At 43.8% G+C, this 18,414-nt stretch carries 21 protein-coding genes, 1 other RNA gene and 1 riboswitch; of the genes, 19 read left to right on the forward strand and 3 right to left on the reverse strand.

What is annotated here, in order from left to right; all coding sequences use genetic code 11:
* The first annotated feature begins 6 nt into the window (after positions 1-6).
* The 7 genes from mrfB to NYE22_RS10315 all read left to right on the forward strand — a co-directional run bounded on the left by mrfB (position 7) and on the right by NYE22_RS10315 (position 4,498).
* Positions 7-1,248, forward strand: coding sequence for a metal-dependent exonucleaseMrfB (gene mrfB, locus NYE22_RS10285; protein ID WP_032726022.1), 1,242 nt, complete (start codon positions 7-9; stop codon positions 1,246-1,248).
* A 100-nt stretch (positions 1,249-1,348) separates the two neighbouring features.
* Positions 1,349-1,477: a hypothetical protein gene (locus NYE22_RS10290; protein ID WP_003230707.1), complete on the forward strand. Its 129-nt coding sequence runs from the start codon at positions 1,349-1,351 to the stop codon at positions 1,475-1,477.
* Positions 1,478-1,560: 83 nt separating this feature from the next.
* Positions 1,561-1,788, forward strand: coding sequence for a spore coat protein CotD (cotD, locus tag NYE22_RS10295; protein WP_010886551.1), 228 nt, complete (start codon positions 1,561-1,563; stop codon positions 1,786-1,788).
* A gap of 88 nt (positions 1,789-1,876) precedes the next feature.
* The gene (locus NYE22_RS10300) at positions 1,877-2,422 is read left to right on the forward strand and encodes a DUF1273 domain-containing protein (RefSeq protein WP_015483367.1); all 546 of its coding nucleotides are present in this window, start codon (positions 1,877-1,879) and stop codon (positions 2,420-2,422) included.
* Between the two features lie 75 nt (positions 2,423-2,497).
* Entirely contained in the window at positions 2,498-2,794 is a 297-nt protein-coding gene (gene gpsB, locus NYE22_RS10305; protein ID WP_003225629.1) for a cell division regulator GpsB, read from the forward strand.
* 65 nt (positions 2,795-2,859) lie between these two features.
* Positions 2,860-3,240: RNase P RNA component class B (rnpB, locus tag NYE22_RS10310), an RNA gene on the forward strand.
* A 100-nt stretch (positions 3,241-3,340) separates the two neighbouring features.
* Entirely contained in the window at positions 3,341-4,498 is a 1,158-nt protein-coding gene (locus NYE22_RS10315; RefSeq protein WP_021481520.1) for a class I SAM-dependent RNA methyltransferase, read from the forward strand.
* 52 nt (positions 4,499-4,550) lie between these two features.
* Here NYE22_RS10315 and NYE22_RS10320 read toward each other — a convergent pair whose 3' ends face one another.
* Positions 4,551-4,703 (reverse strand): YpzG family protein, encoded by a 153-nt coding sequence (locus tag NYE22_RS10320; protein ID WP_010327933.1) that lies wholly within the window; start codon positions 4,701-4,703, stop codon positions 4,551-4,553.
* A gap of 163 nt (positions 4,704-4,866) precedes the next feature.
* Here NYE22_RS10320 and NYE22_RS10325 point away from each other — a divergent pair, with 163 nt between their 5' ends.
* Both NYE22_RS10325 and NYE22_RS10330 read left to right on the forward strand, forming a co-directional pair.
* Positions 4,867-5,058 carry a hypothetical protein gene (locus NYE22_RS10325; protein WP_342412773.1) on the forward strand — a complete coding sequence of 64 codons (192 nt, stop codon included), beginning with the start codon at positions 4,867-4,869 and terminating at the stop codon, positions 5,056-5,058.
* A gap of 102 nt (positions 5,059-5,160) precedes the next feature.
* Entirely contained in the window at positions 5,161-7,086 is a 1,926-nt protein-coding gene (locus NYE22_RS10330; RefSeq protein ID WP_014477152.1) for an ATP-dependent DNA helicase, read from the forward strand.
* A gap of 41 nt (positions 7,087-7,127) precedes the next feature.
* On the opposite strand, the gene kduD is transcribed toward NYE22_RS10330, so the two are convergent.
* Positions 7,128-7,892, reverse strand: coding sequence for a 2-dehydro-3-deoxy-D-gluconate 5-dehydrogenase KduD (gene kduD, locus NYE22_RS10335; protein ID WP_049141306.1), 765 nt, complete (start codon positions 7,890-7,892; stop codon positions 7,128-7,130).
* A gap of 1 nt (position 7,893) precedes the next feature.
* Positions 7,894-8,721: a 5-dehydro-4-deoxy-D-glucuronate isomerase gene (kduI, locus tag NYE22_RS10340; RefSeq protein ID WP_103804274.1), complete on the reverse strand. Its 828-nt coding sequence runs from the start codon at positions 8,719-8,721 to the stop codon at positions 7,894-7,896.
* Positions 8,722-8,942: 221 nt separating this feature from the next.
* Between kduI and kdgR the strand changes: the two genes are divergently transcribed.
* From kdgR to fbpC, 10 genes are all read left to right on the forward strand, one after another.
* Positions 8,943-9,962: a pectin utilization transcriptional regulator KdgR gene (gene kdgR, locus NYE22_RS10345; RefSeq protein ID WP_103804271.1), complete on the forward strand. Its 1,020-nt coding sequence runs from the start codon at positions 8,943-8,945 to the stop codon at positions 9,960-9,962.
* A 37-nt stretch (positions 9,963-9,999) separates the two neighbouring features.
* The gene (gene kdgK / locus NYE22_RS10350; RefSeq protein ID WP_342412515.1) at positions 10,000-10,974 is read left to right on the forward strand and encodes a 2-dehydro-3-deoxygluconokinase; all 975 of its coding nucleotides are present in this window, start codon (positions 10,000-10,002) and stop codon (positions 10,972-10,974) included.
* 1 nt (position 10,975) lies between these two features.
* Positions 10,976-11,566 carry a bifunctional 4-hydroxy-2-oxoglutarate aldolase/2-dehydro-3-deoxy-phosphogluconate aldolase gene (eda, locus tag NYE22_RS10355; protein ID WP_015714145.1) on the forward strand — a complete coding sequence of 197 codons (591 nt, stop codon included), beginning with the start codon at positions 10,976-10,978 and terminating at the stop codon, positions 11,564-11,566.
* A 44-nt stretch (positions 11,567-11,610) separates the two neighbouring features.
* On the forward strand, positions 11,611-12,603 hold the full coding sequence (kdgT, locus tag NYE22_RS10360; protein WP_015714144.1) for a 2-keto-3-deoxygluconate transporter: 993 nt from the start codon (positions 11,611-11,613) through the stop codon (positions 12,601-12,603).
* Positions 12,604-12,715: 112 nt separating this feature from the next.
* On the forward strand, positions 12,716-14,221 hold the full coding sequence (gene ypwA, locus NYE22_RS10365; RefSeq protein WP_213419079.1) for a carboxypeptidase M32: 1,506 nt from the start codon (positions 12,716-12,718) through the stop codon (positions 14,219-14,221).
* A 141-nt stretch (positions 14,222-14,362) separates the two neighbouring features.
* Positions 14,363-14,462: riboswitch (purine riboswitch) on the forward strand.
* Positions 14,463-14,552: 90 nt separating this feature from the next.
* Positions 14,553-15,137, forward strand: coding sequence for a xanthine phosphoribosyltransferase (xpt, locus tag NYE22_RS10370; RefSeq protein WP_032726019.1), 585 nt, complete (start codon positions 14,553-14,555; stop codon positions 15,135-15,137).
* Positions 15,134-16,450 carry a xanthine permease PbuX gene (gene pbuX / locus NYE22_RS10375; RefSeq protein WP_342412519.1) on the forward strand — a complete coding sequence of 439 codons (1,317 nt, stop codon included), beginning with the start codon at positions 15,134-15,136 and terminating at the stop codon, positions 16,448-16,450. Before xpt ends, pbuX begins: the two co-directional genes overlap by 4 nt.
* Positions 16,451-16,522: 72 nt before the next feature.
* Positions 16,523-17,620 (forward strand): type III polyketide synthase BpsA, encoded by a 1,098-nt coding sequence (gene bpsA / locus NYE22_RS10380; RefSeq protein WP_250607806.1) that lies wholly within the window; start codon positions 16,523-16,525, stop codon positions 17,618-17,620.
* Positions 17,621-17,623: 3 nt separating this feature from the next.
* A complete protein-coding gene (gene bpsB, locus NYE22_RS10385) occupies positions 17,624-18,130 on the forward strand; it encodes an alkylpyrone methyltransferase (RefSeq protein ID WP_004398552.1) in 507 nt (168 codons plus the stop codon).
* Between the two features lie 70 nt (positions 18,131-18,200).
* Positions 18,201-18,290, forward strand: coding sequence for a Fur-regulated basic protein FbpC (gene fbpC, locus NYE22_RS10390; RefSeq protein WP_100069434.1), 90 nt, complete (start codon positions 18,201-18,203; stop codon positions 18,288-18,290).
* Positions 18,291-18,414: the final 124 nt, after the last annotated feature.

Raw genomic sequence — 18,414 nt, forward strand, 5'->3', positions numbered from 1 at the left:
CCGGATATGTCATTAAAAGGGAAACTCCAGCGGATGAAAAAGCACATGGTGCTCGATGAAGGAGAACAAAAAATAGAAGCAGGCAAACAAGAAAACCACTTTGATGACATCCCGTTTTTAGAAGAGTGGGAGGCTTTTGGCATGAAGCCTTTCATCTTCGAAGATGAATATTGCCTCATCAGAGAAGTAGAATATCCGCTTTCTCACCGCCATGGGTTATACAGCTTTTCTGAGCTTGAGGAAGTGATCACACTGTGGAATCAAAGCGGCCTGTCGCATACGTTGTCAGCAAAAGGGTATAACAAAAACAACCTCTTTTTCTTTGATACAGAAACAACCGGTCTTGGGGGTGGAGCTGGGAATACCATTTTTTTGCTTGGGCATGCGAGAGTATATGAAGACCGAGTGACAGTCAAACAGCATCTTTTGCCCAAACCGGGGAACGAAGTCGCCTTGTACCAAAGCTTTTTAAGCGAGGTTGACATTACATCACTTGTGACCTACAACGGCAAAGCCTTTGATTGGCCGCAGGTGAAAACAAGGCACACCTTGATCCGTGACAGACTTCCGAAGCTTCCGGAGTTTGGCCACTTTGATCTTTTGCATGGAGCTAGACGCCTGTGGAAACACAAAATGGACCGCGTATCTCTTGGCACGGTTGAAAAAGAGGAGCTCGGCATCCGCAGACTAGAAGACACACCGGGCTACTTGGCGCCAATGCTTTACTTTCATTTTATCAAGGCGCAAGAGCCGGATCTTTTAAAAGGTGTCCTGCATCATAATGAAATGGATGTGTTATCACTCATTTCATTGTACATCCATATGTCTAAAAAAATCCTTTCAGAATCACATGCGCCAAAAGAACACAGTGAAGCCTATGCTATGGCGAAATGGTTTATGGCTCATAAAGAAACGGACCAAGCGATCAAGCAGTTGGAAAGGCTTATAGAAAAATCGTTTGAGGACAAGGACAGTGCACGGCTGGATTTATCGCTCCTGTACAAAAAACAAAACCGCTTGGAAGAAGCAGTGCCGCTTTGGGAAAAGCTGTCCCGCTCGCAAAACCAGAAGTGCAGATACGCTGCTGTAATAGAGCTCGCGAAATATTTTGAGCATAAGAAAAAAGAATTCGGAAAAGCATTGCAAATAGCAGAGCAATTGCTTAGCGAGGCGGCATGCTTATCAGAGAAAGAAACTGAAAAACTGCATGTGAGAATTGCCCGGCTGAAGAGGAAATATTCCTCTTAAATATTCCCCGGGAAAGCGCAAAAGACGACTTGTTTCGCCATGAATTTTTTTTGCTGAATTCACATTGATTTTGTTGTAGAATAGCGGCGAATCCTGTAAAATGACTTTAGTTATTTTTAAAGGGAGAGTTGGTATGTATAAGGGTGTTTTTTACTTGTTCTTTGTTGTGGTATTTTTGATTGCTTTTGTATTTTCAAACTTTAAAGACAGCTTAATTGCACACTTTTAAAATAGGTCTTTGCATCAGAACATGTACCCCTTATTTTTCATAGCTTAGTATTGTAATAAAGTTTATGGAAAGGGGATTTTATCATGCATCACTGCAGACCGCATATGATGGCGCCAATTGTCCATCCTACTCATTGCTGTGAACATCATACGTTTTCGAAGACTATCGTGCCGCACATTCACCCACAGCATACAACAAACGTAAACCACCAGCATTTTCAGCACGTTCACTACTTTCCACACACTTTCTCAAATGTTGACCCGGCTACGCATCAGCATTTTCAAGCAGGAAAACCTTGCTGCGACTACTAGTATGGAAAACGTGCAGCTTGATGGTGTAAACAATGCAGCACAACAAATGGGGCCCACGGGAGCCCCATTTTTTAAAGCAGGTGAAATGATGAAAGTACTGGCAATTACGGGCTATAAACCGTTTGAACTCGGGATATTTAAGCAGGATGACAAGGCGCTGTATTACATAAAAAAAGCCATTAAGAACCGGCTGATTGCTTTTTTGGATGAAGGATTAGAATGGATTTTAATTTCGGGCCAGCTTGGAGCGGAGCTGTGGGCGGCAGAAGCTGCATATGATTTGCAGGAGGAATACCCTGACTTAAAGGTAGCTGTCATCACACCATTTTACGAGCAGGAAAAGAACTGGAAAGAACCGAATAAGGAACAGTATGAAGCAGTTCTGGCTCAGGCAGACTATGAAGCAAGCCTGACTCACCGTCCTTATGAAAGCCCGCTTCAATTCAAACAAAAAAATCAGTTCTTCATTGATAAGTCCGACGGGCTTCTGCTTTTATATGACCCGGAAAAGGAAGGCTCCCCTAAGTATATGCTTGGGACAGCGGAAAAAAGGCGCGAAAAGGATGGCTATCCCATCTACTTTATTACAATGGATGACTTGAGAGTGACAGTAGAGGAAGACAGCTACTCATAGCAATAAGAGAAATTTGACAACCGTACAGATTTCTGAAAAAATATATGTGATGATTCACGATACGAGGTGAAAAAGATGCTTGCTGATAAAGTAAAGCTTTCTGCGAAAGAAATTTTGGAAAAAGAATTTAAAACAGGCGTTAGAGGCTACAAGCAAGAAGACGTTGACAAATTTTTAGATATGATTATTAAGGATTATGAAACCTTCCATCAAGAAATTGAAGAACTGCAGCAGGAAAATCTGCAGCTGAAAAAACAGCTTGAAGAAGCAAGCAAAAAACAGCCTGTGCAATCTAACACAACAAACTTTGATATTTTAAAACGGCTGTCTAACTTAGAAAAACACGTTTTTGGCAGCAAGCTTTATGATTGATCACGCTTGAAAAAAATGGCGCTTGTAAATTGTAATCAGTTGTTATATAATAATTCATGTTCTTAACGTTCGGGTAATCGCTGCAGATCTTGAATCTGTAGAGGAAAGTCCATGCTCGCACGGTGCTGAGATGCCCGTAGTGTTCGTGCCTAGCGAAGTCATAAGCTAGGGCAGTCTTTAGAGGCTGACGGCAGGAAAAAAGCCTACGTCTTCGGATATGGCTGAGTATCCTTGAAAGTGCCACAGTGACGAAGTCTCACTAGAAATGGTGAGAGTGGAACGCGGTAAACCCCTCGAGCGAGAAACCCAAATTTTGGTAGGGGAACCTTCTTAACGGAATTCAACGGAGAGAAGGACAGAATGCTTTCTGTAGATAGATGATTGCCGCCTGAGTACGAGGTGATGAGCCGTTTGCAGTACGACGGAACAAAACATGGCTTACAGAACGTTAGACCACTTACATTTAAAATGATGAAAACAAGCTCTCCCGTATAAGGAGAGCTTTTATCTTGAAAAGAGAAAAGTTTTAAAAGACAGGGTGATACGATGAAGAAGTATACACTAATTGCAACGGCGCCGATGGGCATTGAAGCTGTTGTCGCAAAGGAAGTACGAGATTTAGGATACGAATGCAAGGTTGATAACGGGAAAGTTATTTTTGAAGGTGATGCACTTGCCATCTGCCGTGCGAACCTTTGGCTTAGAACAGCCGACCGCATAAAGGTTCAGGTTGCTTCTTTTAAAGCGAAAACATTTGATGAACTGTTTGAAAAAACGAAAGCGATTAACTGGCGCTCATTTATACCTGAAAACGGGAAATTCCCTGTCATCGGAAAATCGGTAAAATCAACACTTGCAAGCGTTCCCGACTGTCAGCGGATCGTCAAAAAAGCAATTGTCGAAAAACTCAAGCTGCAGTCCGGCAAAGCCAATGATTGGATTGAAGAAACAGGTGCCGAGTATAAAGTCGAAATTTCTTTATTGAAAGATCAGGCTTTGATTACACTGGACTCATCAGGGACAGGCCTTCACAAACGAGGATACCGTGTCGATCAGGGCGGTGCGCCGATTAAAGAAACACTTGCTGCCGCTTTGGTGCAATTAACCAATTGGACGCCTGACCGCCCGTTTGTTGATCCTTTCTGCGGCTCCGGAACAATCGCGATAGAAGCGGCGCTAATCGGCCAAAACATCGCCCCGGGATTCAATCGCGATTTTGTTTCAGAGGATTGGGAATGGATCGGTAAAGATCTGTGGAACAAAGCGCGGCTTGAAGTCGAAGAAAAGGCAAATTATGATCAGCCGCTTACAATTTTCGCTAGCGACATAGACCACCGCATGGTTCAAATCGCAAAAGAAAATGCAGAGGAAGCAGGATTGGGAGATCTAATCCAGTTCAAACAGATGCAGGTCAAAGACTTTACCACAAATCTGGAATTTGGCGTAATTGTCGGCAACCCGCCATATGGAGAGCGTCTCGGCGAGAAAAAAGCCGTTGAGCAGATGTACAAAGAAATGGGGAAGGCGTTCGAGCCGCTTGATACTTGGTCTGTGTATATGCTGACATCAAATGAAAACTTTGAGGAAGCATATGGCAGAAAAGCAACGAAGAAACGAAAGCTCTTTAACGGGTTTATTAAAACGGATTATTATCAATATTGGTCAAAAGTAAGGCCGCAGCGAAAGAAAACAGAAAACGCATAAAAAGAAGACGCTCTGCATGCGTCTTCTTTCATCTTTCAGCCCTATTCTATCGTTACCAACGGTGAGCTTTCGCGTTGCTTCTCAATATAATGTTGGTTTGGGACATTTCAGTGTGACCGTTTACTTGAGACTTAGAACGTTTAGGCCGCGTCCAATTGTGATGAAACAGTTCAGAATGCTGATCTAATCGGTTTCTATAACTCATGTCAACATCACTCCCTGATAGAATATTGTTGATAAGACGGATAATCCGGAGACGGAATATCAAGTGTAGTTTGTGCATGTTTCGGTGATAACATGCGGTAAAGCATGTATATAAAATGAAAAGTTCGCATACAATGATGATTATTTCCATCAGAGGTGATCTCATGCTGAACAGCGAACATTTTAATCTTATTCAAATGGCGCTTGACGCAACAGCAAACGAGCTGAAGGAGCTCGGGACTGATTCGTCTCCGTCTGTGATTTCGCATGCGCAAACTGATTTAGAAAAAGCGGTAGAACATATTTATTCAACAGACCATCCTTTTTTATCGTCGCATGTGATCAATCGTAAGTAAACTGCAAAAAACTTGGCATTGCCAAGTTTTTTTATTGTATTCATCAGCGGAAAATGATATTATTGGTGGTCTGAATGTCGAATAGTTGGGGGTTGGAACTAGGTGACAACATCACGTTTGCCTTTTTCTTTAACGAAAACAAAGAATTTTTATGAAGAATTGAACAATTGGATTGGTGACGTGTTTTACGATATCCTTCCCGAAAAAGGGTTTGATCTTCGGGACGAGCAAGTATTTATGGCTTTTCAGCTGGAGCGGGCGTTTAAAGAGAAAAAAGTCATGTTCGCCGAAGCTGGAGTGGGAACGGGGAAAACGCTGGTTTATCTTCTTTTTGCAATCAGCTATGCAAGGTATGTCGGCAAACCCGCCATCATCGCTTGTGCAGATGAAACATTAATTGAACAGCTGGTGAAAAAAGAGGGCGATATTTCTAAGCTGGCTGAGCATCTTGATCTGAAAATTGATACAAGGCTGTCAAAATCACATGAGCAATATTTATGCTTGAAGAAGCTTGAAAAAACAATGCAGCGTTCTGATGATGATAAATGGCTGGATCTTTATGAGTCGTTACCGTCATTTGTCCACGAGTCACAGGCGATGCAGCGCTTTTATCCGTATGGCGACCGTAAGCAGTACGCAAATCTATCGAATGAAGAGTGGTCTGACGTAAGCTACGACTCGTTTCAGGACTGTCTGACTTGTGATATGAGACACAGATGCGGTCTGACACTTTCCAGAGATTACTACCGCAAGTCAACGGACTTAATCATTTGTTCCCATGATTTTTATATGGAGCATGTGTGGACGGAAGAATCACGCAAACGAGAGGGCCAGCTGCCGCTCTTGCCTGATCATAGTGCAGTTGTATTTGATGAGGGGCACTTGTTAGAGTTTGCTGCGCAAAAAGCGCTAACCTATAGAGTGAAGCAGTCTACTCTTGAATTGTTTTTAGAACGATTGCTGCAAAATGACATCAGAGAAGAGTTTGCAGAATTGATTGAAGATGCGCTTCTCGCAAACGACGAATTTTTCTATGTTCTTTCTGAAGAATCAAAGGAAGTAGCCGGTTCACACCGTTTAGAAATAAAAAATGACCAGCGTGTCAAAAAGGCGGCGGACGAGCTTTGCCGTTTACTTGATAAAATCGGTGAGGCACTTGTATTTGAGTCTGAAATGTATACGATTGATCAATACGAGCTGTCAGTAGTGGAAGAATATGTTGAACAAATGGCGTATTCATTATCTCTATATCAAAAGGATGCGATCAGCTGGCTGGAGAAAAAGGAAGCAGAATCAACTTTTGTCGTGATGCCGAGAACGGTAGCAGAAGTACTTGGCGAAAAAGTGTTTTCTAAGAAAATTCCTTATATCTTTTCTTCTGCTACGCTGTCAGAAGGCGGTTCGTTTGATTATATTGCCGACAGTCTTGGGATTCATGATTATTTGTCATTAACTGTTGATTCCCCTTATGATTATGACGAGCAAATGAGTATTAATCTATACGCAAAAACAGATATGGCCGCTGAACAAAAAACGGCTGAAACGATTGAAACAATCAAACGTTACAAAGGAAGAACGCTGGTGCTTTTCCCTTCTTTTGAAGAATTAAACGAGTTTAAAGAGCTGTCGGCGGCATGGGAGCTGCCGTATCCAATTTTCTTCGAAGGTGATGAGGAAATCAGCAGCTTAGTAGAGAAATTCCAAGAGGAAGAGGAAACAGTACTTTGTTCAGTTCACTTATGGGAAGGACTCGACATTCCCGGTGACGCATTGAAGAATGTTACCATTTGGTCATTGCCGTTCCCGCCACACGATCCTGTATTTACAGCGAAGCGCAACGGAGCGAAAAAAGATCCGTTCGAAGAAGTTGATCTGCCATATATGTTGTTACGTGTACGGCAGGGCATCGGGCGCCTGATTCGCTCGAATCAAGACAGCGGCTCGATTCACATTTACGCTGGCGGAGAAAATGAACGCATCATTGATGAGGTCAAAAAGGTCTTGCCTGTTGAACCGCACATGATGTAATGGAAAAAAGCTGACGGTCGTTCGTCAGCTTTTTTTATTTGTCAGCGGGATAGCCAGCCGCCATCAACTGCTAAAATATGTCCATTTACATAATCTGAAGCACGTGATGCCAAAAAGACTGCAGTCCCCCCGATATCATCCGCTTGGCCCCAGCGGCCGGCAGGAATTCTCTTTAAAATGTCCTCATTTCGCTTTTCGTCATCCCGAATAGGCTTTGTATTCGCAGTAGAAATATAGCCTGGGGCGATTGCGTTGACCTGAATACCGGACGCTGCCCACTCATTTGCAAATGATTTTGTCAAACCGGCAACAGCGTGTTTGCTCGCGGTGTAAGCCGGAACGAGGATGCCGCCTTGAAAAGACAGGAGAGAGGCAATATTAATAATCTTTCCATGACCTCTTTTCAGCATGTGCCTGCCAGCAAGCTGTGTCAGAATAAACAGGCTGTGTAGATTGACATTCAGTACGTGCTGCCAGTTCTCTTCTGAAAAATCTTCCGCTTTTTCCCGATGAATAATGCCGGCATTATTGACAAGGATGTCGATCTGCCTGTTTTCAAACAGGTCAGCTGCAGAATCCTTTATCGCTTCTGGCTTGCTCATGTCCAATGTAAAAGATGTAAATATCCGGCCTTCCTGTTCCACAAGCTGCTGTGTTTCAGACAGGCTGCTTGTATGTGATGTGCCGATAATATCAGCGCCAGCCCCGGCTAGGGCTTTGGCAATACCTTGACCGATCCCTGTTCCCGGGCCTGTCACCAGCGCTGTTTTTCCTTCTAATGAAAAGGCGTCATGTAGATAACCCATCTTATTTCAGCCCATCCATCGGAACGAGATCCATGTCCGTAAATGTGTAATTTTCTCCAGCCATCGCCCACACAAAGCTATAGTTTGATGTTCCTGCGCCAGAATGAATAGACCAGGCGGGAGAAAGGACAGCCTGCTCATTTCCAACAACAAGATGGCGTGTTTCGTCCGGCTGGCCCATGAAATGAAATACCTTTGAGTCCTTTTCAAGATCCAGATAAAGATAAGCCTCCATCCGACGGTCATGAACGTGTGCTGGCATGGTATTCCAGTTGTTGTTTTGATCTAATATCGTTATTCCCATCATCAGCTGACAGCTTTTAATGCCATCCTGATGAATGACTTTGTACAGACTTCTGACATTAGACGCTGCATCATCACCAAGGCGGTCCGGTGTCAGTTCAGCTAGGGCGGCTTTTTGTGTCGGATAGCTTTTGTGGGCGCAAGCGGAGACGAAGTAAAACTTCGCTTTTTCACCGTTCAGGCTTGAAAATGATACATCCTGATTACCCATTCCGATATAGAGAAAATCCTTTGTTTGAAGCACATATTCATCATCGCCGACTCTAACGGCACCAGGCTGGCCGACATTAATAATCCCGATTTCACGCCGTTCCAAAAAGAAGTCTGTTTTTAGAAAATCACCTGCATCAAGCTTCAGTTCACTTTGCCCTGGAGCCGCTCCGCCGATGACAACCCGGTCTTCATGTGAGTAATACATCGTAAGTTTGTTTTCTGTAAATAAAGGATCCATTAAGAAATGACTGCGAAGCTCCTCTGTTGTAAAGCGTTTTACTTGTTCAGGATGTACAGAATAACGATTTTCCATTATATTTCCCCCTTGGTTAGGATTTCAGCAACACTTGAATGAAAATATTTTGGTAACGGTTTCAAAGAAAATTTTAGGATAAATAGTGAAAAGAGTCAACGGAAAAATAATGAATTGACACATTATTAAAAAAACTCTTTCCAAATTCTAAAATTATGGTATCCTTTTGTTGTAACGGTTTTGAAAACGGTTTCAAATATATGAGATACAGGAGCACTTGAATGAAAAAGAAAACAACAGGCCATACAACCATCAAAGATGTAGCTGAATGTGCAGGAGTTTCGAAATCGACAGTTTCCCGCTATATTAACGGAAAAATTGACGCGATTTCTCCTGAAAAAGTGAAAAACATTAAAAAGGCAATCGCAGAATTGAATTATCGGCCGAGTAAAATGGCACAAGGTTTGAAAATAAAAAAAAGCAAGTTAATCGGATTTGTTGTAGCTGACATTACAAATCCTTTTTCGGTCGCTGCTTTCAGGGGAGTCGAAGAGGTTTGTGATCAATATGGATACAGCATTATGGTGTGCAACACAGATAACAGTCCTGAAAAAGAGCGGGAAATGCTCTTAAAGCTAGAAGCCCATTCGGTTGAGGGCTTGATTTTAAACGCAACAGGGGAAAACAAGGATGTACTGCGCGCTTTTGCTGAACAGCAAATTTCAACAATCTTAATTGACCGGAAACTGCCGGATCTGAAACTGGATACCGTAACGACTGACAACAGATGGATCACAAAAGAGATTCTTCAGAAGGTGTACAGCAAAGGATATACTGATGTCGCGCTGTTTACCGAACCGATTTCCTCTATCAGCCCTCGTGCAGAAAGAGCAGCTGTGTATCAGGAAATGGCTTCGGTTCATAATGTGAACGGGCTTGTCAGATTGCATGAAATTGACGTAAAGGACAAGGAGCAGCTTAAGGCGGCGCTCCGTTCTTTTCGCAAGGAAATGCCGGAGCAAAAAAAAGCGATTCTGGCTTTGAATGGCTTGATTATGCTGAAAATCATCAGCTGTATGGAAGAGCTTGGCCTGCGCATCCCTCAAGATATAGGGATTGCAGGATTCGATGATACGGAATGGTATAAACTGATCGGTCCAGGCATTACAACGATCGCCCAGCCGTCACATGATATGGGCAGGACGGCGATGGAACGTGTATTAAAAAGGATTGAAGGTGACAAAGGAGCGCCTCAAACCATTGAATTAGAGGCAAAAGTCATCATGAGAAAGTCACTTTAATCCTAGGTGCCCTCAACTAAGAGGAGGTTGGGAAGAGATGAAGCTTGATGCGGTGACATTCGGGGAATCAATGGCCATGTTTTACGCAAATGAGTATGGAGGCCTTCATGAAGTATCCACTTTTTCTAAAGGGCTTGCCGGAGCAGAAAGCAATGTCGCCTGCGGTCTTGCCAGACTCGGATTCCGAATGGGATGGATGAGCAAGGTCGGCAATGATCAGCTCGGAACGTTTATTTTACAAGAGCTTAAAAAAGAGGGAGTAGATGTGTCCCGCGTGATCCGCTCGCAGGACGAAAATCCCACCGGGCTGTTGCTGAAGTCAAAAGTGAAAGAAGGCGACCCGCAAGTTACCTACTATAGGAAAAACTCAGCTGCAAGCACATTAACTTCAGCTGAATATCCGAGAGATTATTTTCAATGCGCAGGCCATTTGCATGTGACAGGCATTCCGCCTGCTTTATCAGCCGAGATGAAAGACTTCACGTATCATGTCATGAACGACATGAGAAACGCAGGGAAGACCATTTCATTCGACCCTAATGTAAGACCTTCGCTTTGGCCTGATCAAGCAACAATGGTACACACAATTAATGATCTGGCTGGGCTTGCAGACTGGTTTTTCCCGGGTATCGCAGAGGGAGAGCTATTGACCGGAGAAAAAACACCTGAAGGCATTGCCGACTATTATTTGAAAAAAGGTGCCAGATTTGTTGCTATTAAACTTGGAAAAGAAGGCGCTTACTTTAAAACGGGGACAAGTGAAGGATTTCTAGAAGGCTGCCGGGTCGATCGGGTGGTTGATACGGTCGGCGCCGGAGACGGATTTGCAGTCGGTGTAATCAGCGGTATCCTAGACGGTTTGTCGTACAAGGATGCGGTGCAAAGGGGAAATGCGATTGGCGCTTTGCAAGTGCAGGCACCGGGGGATATGGACGGTTTGCCGACCAGGGAGAAATTAGCTTCTTTTTTATCTGCTCAAAGAACGGTTCACCAAAAGAAAGGGGATTATTAATATGGAGTCCAAAGTCGTTGAAAACCGTCTGAAAGAAGCAAAGCTGATTGCAGTCATTCGTTCAAAGGATAAGCAGGAGGCCTGTCAGCAGATTGAGAGTTTATTAGATAAAGGGATTCGTGCAGTTGAAGTGACGTATACGACCCCCGAGGCATCAGATATTATCGAATCCTTCCGTAATAGGGAAGATATTTTAATTGGCGCGGGCACGGTCATCACCGCGCAGCAAGCTGGGGAAGCTGCTGAGGCTGGCGCGCAGTTTATTGTCAGTCCGGGTTTTTCAGCTGATCTTGCTGAACATCTATCTTTTGTAAAGACACATTATATCCCCGGCGTCTTGACTCCGAGCGAAATTATGGAAGCGTTGACATTCGGGTTCACGACATTAAAGCTGTTCCCAAGCGGTGTGTTTGGCATTCCGTTTATGAAAAATTTAGCGGGTCCTTTCCCGCAGGTGACCTTTATTCCGACAGGCGGGATACATCCGTCTGAAGTGCCTGATTGGCTTAGAGCCGGAGCTGGCGCCGTCGGAGTCGGCAGCCAGTTGGGCAGCTGTTCAAAAGAGGATTTGCAGGCTGTTTTCCAAGTGTAAGTGGAATTGTTTTTTCATAACCGGAGGATGGGAGAATCCACAATATGAAAATCAAGGCGACAATTGAACGGGTACCTGGCGGAATGATGATTATTCCGCTATTTCTTGGAGCGGCGCTCAACACGTTTGCGCCTGGAACAGCGGAGTTCTTTGGAGGGTTTACGGGTGCTTTGATTACCGGAACGCTGCCGATACTGGGTGTTTTTATCTTTTGCGTAGGAGCAACGATTGATTTTCGTTCTTCAGGCTATATCGCAAGAAAAGGAATCACGTTATTATTGGGGAAGATCGGATTTGCGGCGCTGCTCGGCGTGATCGCAGCGCAATTTATACCTGACGAAGGCATACAATCCGGCTTTTTTGCAGGCCTTTCTGTTTTAGCAATTGTCGCGGTAATGAATGAAACGAACGGCGGACTGTATTTGGCGCTCATGAATCACATGGGAAGAAAAGAGGATGCGGGCGCTTTCGCCTTTATCAGTACAGAATCTGGTCCTTTTATGACCATGGTGACGTTTGGTGTGACGGGACTTGCCGCATTCCCATGGGAAACGCTGGCAGCGACAGTCATCCCGTTTTTACTTGGATGTATACTTGGAAACCTGGATCATGATCTCAGAGACTTATTCAGCAAGGTTGTGCCGGCGATCATTCCATTTTTCGCCTTTTCGCTCGGCAATACCTTGAATTTTGGAATGCTGATCCAATCAGGGCTGCTCGGCATTTTTATCGGAGTTTCTGTCGTCATTTTATCGGGCAGTTCTTTGTTTTTGCTTGATCGTTTTATTGCGCGGGGAGATGGTGTCGCGGGAGTGGCCGCTTCTTCTACGGCGGGGGCGGCTGTAGCCGTGCCATATGCATTAGCGGAAGCGAATGCCTCATTTGCGCCAGTTGCTGAGTCGGCAACTGCAATTATCGCGACAAGCGTTATTGTCACCTCGCTCTTAACCCCGCTGGCAACAGTGTGGGTAGATAAAAAAATCAAGCAGAAAAAGCGGAGAACACCTCCGCCAAAAAATCAAATGACGATCAACTGAATAAAAAGGCTGCCATAAAAACATACCGGCAGCCTTTTATACAAACAATTTGACTTTCATACCCCCTTCCATTAGCCTGTAATGGAACGGCTAGAATAGGGAGGGAATGGATATGGAGATACATACATATGAAAAAGAATTTTTTGATCTTATAAAAAGAATCTCACATTACAGCGAAGCAGTTGCGTTAATGCACTGGGACTCCAGAACAGGCGCGCCGAAAAACGGCTCAGAGGATCGTGCCGAAAGTATCGGCCAGCTTTCAACAGATATATTCAATATCCAAACATCAGATCGAATGAAGGAGCTTATCGATGTCCTGTATGAACGATTTGATGACTTGTCGGAAGATACGAAAAAAGCAGTGGAACTGGCGAAAAAAGAGTATGAAGAGAATAAGAAAATCCCTGAGGCTGAATACAAAGAATACGTGATTCTGTGTTCAAAGGCAGAAACAGCGTGGGAGGAAGCGAAAGGAAAATCTGATTTCAGCCTGTTTTCTCCTTATTTAGAACAGCTGATTGAATTCAATAAACGTTTTATTACGTATTGGGGATATCAAGAGCATCCTTATGATGCATTGCTTGATTTGTTTGAGCCCGGCGTCACGGTAAAGGTGCTTGATCAGCTGTTTACTGAGCTGAAGGAAGCGATTATCCCTCTTGTTAAACAGGTGACAGCTTCCGGAAATAAACCAGATACAAGCTTTATTACAAAAGCGTTCCCGAAAGAAAAGCAAAAAGAGCTCAGTCTGTATTTTTTACAGGAGCTTGGCTACGATTTTGATGGCGGAAGACTTGATGAAACCGTTCATCCGTTTGCAACTACGCTGAATCGGGGAGACGTTCGGGTCACGACGAGATATGATGAAAAAGATTTCCGGACGGCGATCTTTGGCACCATTCATGAGTGCGGGCACGCGATATACGAGCAAAATATTGATGAAGCACTCAGTGGCACGAACTTGTCAGACGGCGCATCAATGGGAATTCATGAATCGCAATCATTATTTTACGAGAATTTTATCGGCCGCAACAAGCATTTTTGGACACCGTACTATCAGAAGATTCAAGAAGCATCACCTGAACAGTTCAAGGACATCTCCCTGGATGATTTTATCCGGGCAATCAATGAATCAAAACCTTCATTTATCAGGGTCGAAGCGGATGAATTGACGTATCCTCTTCATATCATCATCCGTTATGAAATTGAAAAAGCGATTTTCAGCAATGAAGTGTCTGTGGAAGATCTGCCGTCGCTTTGGAATCAAAAATACCAAGATTATTTAGGGATTACACCGCAGACTGACGCAGATGGGATTTTACAGGACGTCCATTGGGCAGGTGGAGATTTCGGCTACTTCCCATCCTATGCGCTCGGCTACATGTATGCGGCTCAGCTGAAACAAAAAATGCTTGAGGATCTCCCTGAATTTGACGCTCTCTTGGAAAGAGGAGAGTTCCATCCGATAAAGCAATGGCTAACGGAAAAGGTGCACATTCACGGAAAACGGAAAAAGCCGTTAGACATTATTAAAGATGCAACGGGAGAAGAGCTGAATGTTCGCTATTTAATTGATTATTTATCAAACAAATATTCAAATCTCTATCTGTCATAATCAAAAGCCTGGCGGCGCGGTCGTCAGGCTCTTTTATATCGTATACCCTTGAAATACGAATGATATCTAAAAAAACAAAAATAAAGTTCGGGAATTTTTATTTTCAGCCTATGCAAGAGATTAGAATCTTGATATAATTTATTACAATATAATAGGAACACTCATATAATCGCGTGGATATGGCACGCAAGTTTCTACCGGGCACCGTAAATGTCCGACTATGGGTGAGCAATGGAACCGCACGTGTACGGTTTTTTGTGATATCAGCATTGCTTGCTCTTTATTTGAGCGGGCAATGCTTTTTTTATTCTCATAACGGAGGTAAGACAGGATGGAAGCACTGAAACGGAAAATAGAGGAAGAAGGCGTCGTATTATCTGATCAGGTATTGAAAGTGGATTCTTTTTTGAATCACCAAATTGATCCGCTGCTTATGCAGAGAGTTGGTGACGAATTTGCGTCCAGGTTTGCAAAAGACGGTATTACCAAAATTGTGACAATCGAATCATCAGGTATCGCCCCCGCTGTAATGACGGGCTTGAAGCTGGGTGTGCCAGTTGTCTTCGCGAGAAAGCATAAATCGTTAACACTCACCGACAACTTGCTGACAGCGTCTGTTTATTCCTTTACGAAGCAAACAGAAAGCCAAATCGCAGTGTCTGGGACCCACCTGTCGGAACAGGATCATGTGCTGATTATCGATGATTTTTTGGCAAATGGACAGGCAGCGCACGGGCTTGTGTCGATTGTGAAGCAAGCGGGAGCTTCTATCGCGGGAATTGGCATTGTTATTGAAAAGTCATTTCAGCCGGGAAGAGAAGAACTTGTAAAACTGGGCTACCGAGTGGAATCTTTGGCAAGAATTCAGTCTTTAGAAGAAGGAAAAGTGTCCTTCGTACAGGAGGTTCATTCATGAGAAATGGATTCGGCAAAACGCTGTCTTTAGGGATTCAGCATGTTCTCGCCATGTATGCCGGCGCCATTGTCGTTCCTCTGATTGTCGGAAAAGCAATGGGACTGACCGTCGAGCAGCTGACTTACTTAGTATCAATTGATATTTTTATGTGCGGTGTGGCTACACTTCTGCAAGTGTGGAGCAACCGATTTTTTGGGATCGGGCTTCCGGTAGTGCTTGGATGTACCTTTACAGCTGTATCGCCAATGATTGCGATTGGATCTGAATATGGGGTTTCAACAGTTTACGGCAGCATTATCGCTTCAGGCATTCTTGTCATTCTTATTTCATTTTTCTTTGGAAAGCTCGTATCGTTTTTTCCGCCGGTCGTGACAGGCTCTGTTGTTACGATTATCGGTATTACACTGATGCCGGTTGCCATGAATAACATGGCCGGCGGAGAAGGAAGTGCAGATTTCGGAGATCTCTCCAACCTTGCTCTTGCTTTTACCGTGTTGAGTATCATTGTGCTTCTGTACCGTTTTACAAAAGGCTTTATCAAGTCCGTCTCGATTTTGATCGGTATTTTGATTGGCACCTTCATCGCTTATTTTATGGGGAAAGTTCAATTTGATAATGTTTCGGACGCGGCAGTTGTTCAAATGATTCAGCCATTTTACTTCGGCGCGCCGTCTTTTCATGCAGCGCCTATCATTACGATGTCCATCGTTGCAATTGTCAGCCTTGTGGAGTCAACTGGTGTTTACTTTGCTTTAGGTGACCTGACAAACCGCCGTTTGACAGAGAAAGATTTGTCTAAAGGCTATCGAGCTGAAGGACTGGCTGTGCTTCTGGGAGGTATTTTTAACGCTTTTCCTTACACGGCATTCTCTCAAAACGTCGGGCTTGTTCAGCTTACAGGGATCAAAAAAAATGCCGTCATTGTGGTCACAGGTGTGATCCTAATGGCATTTGGGCTGTTTCCAAAGATCGCTGCTTTCACGACCATTATTCCATCCGCTGTTTTGGGCGGTGCAATGGTGGCGATGTTTGGAATGGTGATTGCTTACGGAATTAAAATGCTCAGCCGCATTGATTTTGCGAAACAGGAAAATCTGCTGATTGTTGCTTGCTCAGTGGGATTGGGGCTCGGTGTGACCGTTGTGCCGGATATTTTCAAACAGCTTCCGAGTGCCTTAACGCTGCTTACAACGAATGGCATTGTGGCGGGCAGCTTTACTGCAGTCGTCTTAAATTTTGTATATAACGTTTTTTCTAAAGCTAAAAAAACAGAACAAGAAGCTGACCTCGCTGAACAAAAAACAGCAGTCTAACTCCGCCGCGGCGGAGTTTTTTTGCATATAAAAAAGATTGTTGCGGCACAATGTATGCAAAGAGGTGATCGCATGGCGTTTATTTTATCCATTGGAACAAGTCTTCCTGCGTATAATGTAAACCAAGAGAAAGCGGCCGAGTTCGCCCGCTATATGTTTCAGCATTCTTTTAAGGATATTGACCGGCTGTTATCCTCCTTTAAAAACGGGCAAATCCATTCGAGACAGTTTGTTAAGCCGATTGAATGGTATAAAGAGGGGCACAGCTTTGAAGAAAAAAATCAAATATACATAGAAGAAACACTTAAACACAGCAGAGCGGCTGTTCGTGAGTGCCTCTCTCATCCGGAATTTTTTCAAGAAGCCATTCCTTATGAGAAAGTGGAAGCTGTTTTTTTCGTCTCCAGTACAGGTCTTTCCACACCGAGTATCGAGGCGCGGCTTATGAATGAACTTCCGTTTTCTCCATATACGAAGCGGATCCCGATTTGGGGGCTTGGCTGTGCAGGAGGAGCCAGCGGACTTGCGCGTGCAACCGAATACTGCAAAGCGTATCCTGAGGCTTTTGTGCTTGTCATTGCTGCCGAGCTGTGCAGCCTGACATTCCAGCCGGAAGATAAAACGAAAAGCAATCTGATCGGCACCTCGCTTTTTGGTGACGGCATTGCCGCAGCTTTATTATGCGGAGAGAAGGCGGACCGCAGGATGTCAAAGCTGAAACTTGCGCCGAAGATAATGGACGCCCAATCTGTTTTGATGAAACAATCAGAAGATGTCATGGGCTGGGACTTTACCGATCAAGGATTCAAAGTCATTTTCTCACGAGACATTCCAACCTTGGTGGAAAAATGGCTCAAAACAAATGTACAGATTTTTTTGGACAAACATAAGCTGTCATTCCATGATATCAGTGTTTTTTTGGCGCATCCAGGCGGAAAAAAAGTGATCGATGCATACATCAAAAGTCTCGGGCTGTCGTCAGAAAAGCTTTCATCTGCGCAAAGCATTTTGCAAAAGCACGGAAATATGTCTTCAGCCACAATCTTGTATGTGATCAAAGACCATCTGCAGAACGGACATAAAAAGGAAGCTGAACGAGGACTGATTGGCGCATTAGGGCCGGGTTTCTCATCAGAATTGCTGTTATTCAGCTGGGAAAAGGGGGCCTGACTCATGTTTTGGTTGTTGATCGCCATTCTCATTGTTCAAAGAGCAGCAGAAATGGCAGTGGCCAGGCAAAACGAACAAAAGGTAAAGAAGCAAGGAGCAATTGAATTTGGCGAGAGCCACTATCCGTATATCATTACGATGCATATCCTTTTTTTCCTGTCCTTAATTGCCGAGGTGCTGCTGATGAATAAACAGCCGTCCAGCTGGTGGCTCGGTATCGCTGCAGTTATTTTAAGCGTACAGATCGTACGGTATTGGGCGCTTTGTTCCTTAGGGGCATATTGGAATACGAAAATCCTTGTTGTTCCAGGTGTAGAGCTTGTAAAAAAAGGTCCATATAAATGGATGAAACATCCAAACTATGCCGTTGTTATACTCGAAATTTTGCTGATTCCGCTGCTTTATCAAGCATACGTCACCATGTGTCTGTTTTCCATTTTCAATGCCGTGTTGTTAAGCGTCAGAATTCGCGCAGAAGACAAAGCATTACAGGAATACAGCGTAAAATAGCGATTGAAAATCATTCTCAACCATGTTAAAATGGATTTGAAAAAGATTCTCAATCAGGATGGTGAAGCAAATGACAATGCTGTTTTTGCTTGGAGCGGTTTGTACATATAGTGTATTAATTGGTTTTGTATTAAAAGGAATCTCTAATAAATCTGTTTGATGAATCTGGAACTTGTAAAAGTTGCAGATTTTCTTTTATAGAAGCTGCCGTAATGGCGGCTTTTTTCTATTCTCCTAAAGAAATTTGGTTTATTCTTGTGTAAAATGAAAAGGGAATGAATTCA

It is taken from the genome of Bacillus sp. FSL K6-1560, from assembly GCF_038592935.1.
Taxonomy (GTDB): domain Bacteria; phylum Bacillota; class Bacilli; order Bacillales; family Bacillaceae; genus Bacillus; species Bacillus subtilis.

Coding starts and splice junctions, on each gene's coding strand:
- kdgR (WP_103804271.1), top strand. CDS start 8,943: ATGAAAAAGAAAACAACAGGCCATACAACCATCAAAGATGTAGCTGAA.
- kdgK (WP_342412515.1), top strand. CDS start 10,000: ATGAAGCTTGATGCGGTGACATTCGGGGAATCAATGGCCATGTTTTAC.
- bpsA (WP_250607806.1), top strand. CDS start 16,523: ATGGCGTTTATTTTATCCATTGGAACAAGTCTTCCTGCGTATAATGTA.
- eda (WP_015714145.1), top strand. CDS start 10,976: ATGGAGTCCAAAGTCGTTGAAAACCGTCTGAAAGAAGCAAAGCTGATT.
- NYE22_RS10300 (WP_015483367.1), top strand. CDS start 1,877: ATGAAAGTACTGGCAATTACGGGCTATAAACCGTTTGAACTCGGGATA.
- NYE22_RS10325 (WP_342412773.1), top strand. CDS start 4,867: ATGCTGAACAGCGAACATTTTAATCTTATTCAAATGGCGCTTGACGCA.
- xpt (WP_032726019.1), top strand. CDS start 14,553: ATGGAAGCACTGAAACGGAAAATAGAGGAAGAAGGCGTCGTATTATCT.
- NYE22_RS10290 (WP_003230707.1), top strand. CDS start 1,349: ATGACTTTAGTTATTTTTAAAGGGAGAGTTGGTATGTATAAGGGTGTT.
- bpsB (WP_004398552.1), top strand. CDS start 17,624: ATGTTTTGGTTGTTGATCGCCATTCTCATTGTTCAAAGAGCAGCAGAA.
- cotD (WP_010886551.1), top strand. CDS start 1,561: ATGCATCACTGCAGACCGCATATGATGGCGCCAATTGTCCATCCTACT.
- ypwA (WP_213419079.1), top strand. CDS start 12,716: ATGGAGATACATACATATGAAAAAGAATTTTTTGATCTTATAAAAAGA.
- NYE22_RS10320 (WP_010327933.1), bottom strand. CDS start 4,703: ATGAGTTATAGAAACCGATTAGATCAGCATTCTGAACTGTTTCATCAC.
- kdgT (WP_015714144.1), top strand. CDS start 11,611: ATGAAAATCAAGGCGACAATTGAACGGGTACCTGGCGGAATGATGATT.
- kduI (WP_103804274.1), bottom strand. CDS start 8,721: ATGGAAAATCGTTATTCTGTACATCCTGAACAAGTAAAACGCTTTACA.
- fbpC (WP_100069434.1), top strand. CDS start 18,201: ATGACAATGCTGTTTTTGCTTGGAGCGGTTTGTACATATAGTGTATTA.
- NYE22_RS10315 (WP_021481520.1), top strand. CDS start 3,341: ATGAAGAAGTATACACTAATTGCAACGGCGCCGATGGGCATTGAAGCT.
- kduD (WP_049141306.1), bottom strand. CDS start 7,892: ATGGGTTATCTACATGACGCCTTTTCATTAGAAGGAAAAACAGCGCTG.
- gpsB (WP_003225629.1), top strand. CDS start 2,498: ATGCTTGCTGATAAAGTAAAGCTTTCTGCGAAAGAAATTTTGGAAAAA.
- pbuX (WP_342412519.1), top strand. CDS start 15,134: ATGAGAAATGGATTCGGCAAAACGCTGTCTTTAGGGATTCAGCATGTT.
- mrfB (WP_032726022.1), top strand. CDS start 7: ATGTCATTAAAAGGGAAACTCCAGCGGATGAAAAAGCACATGGTGCTC.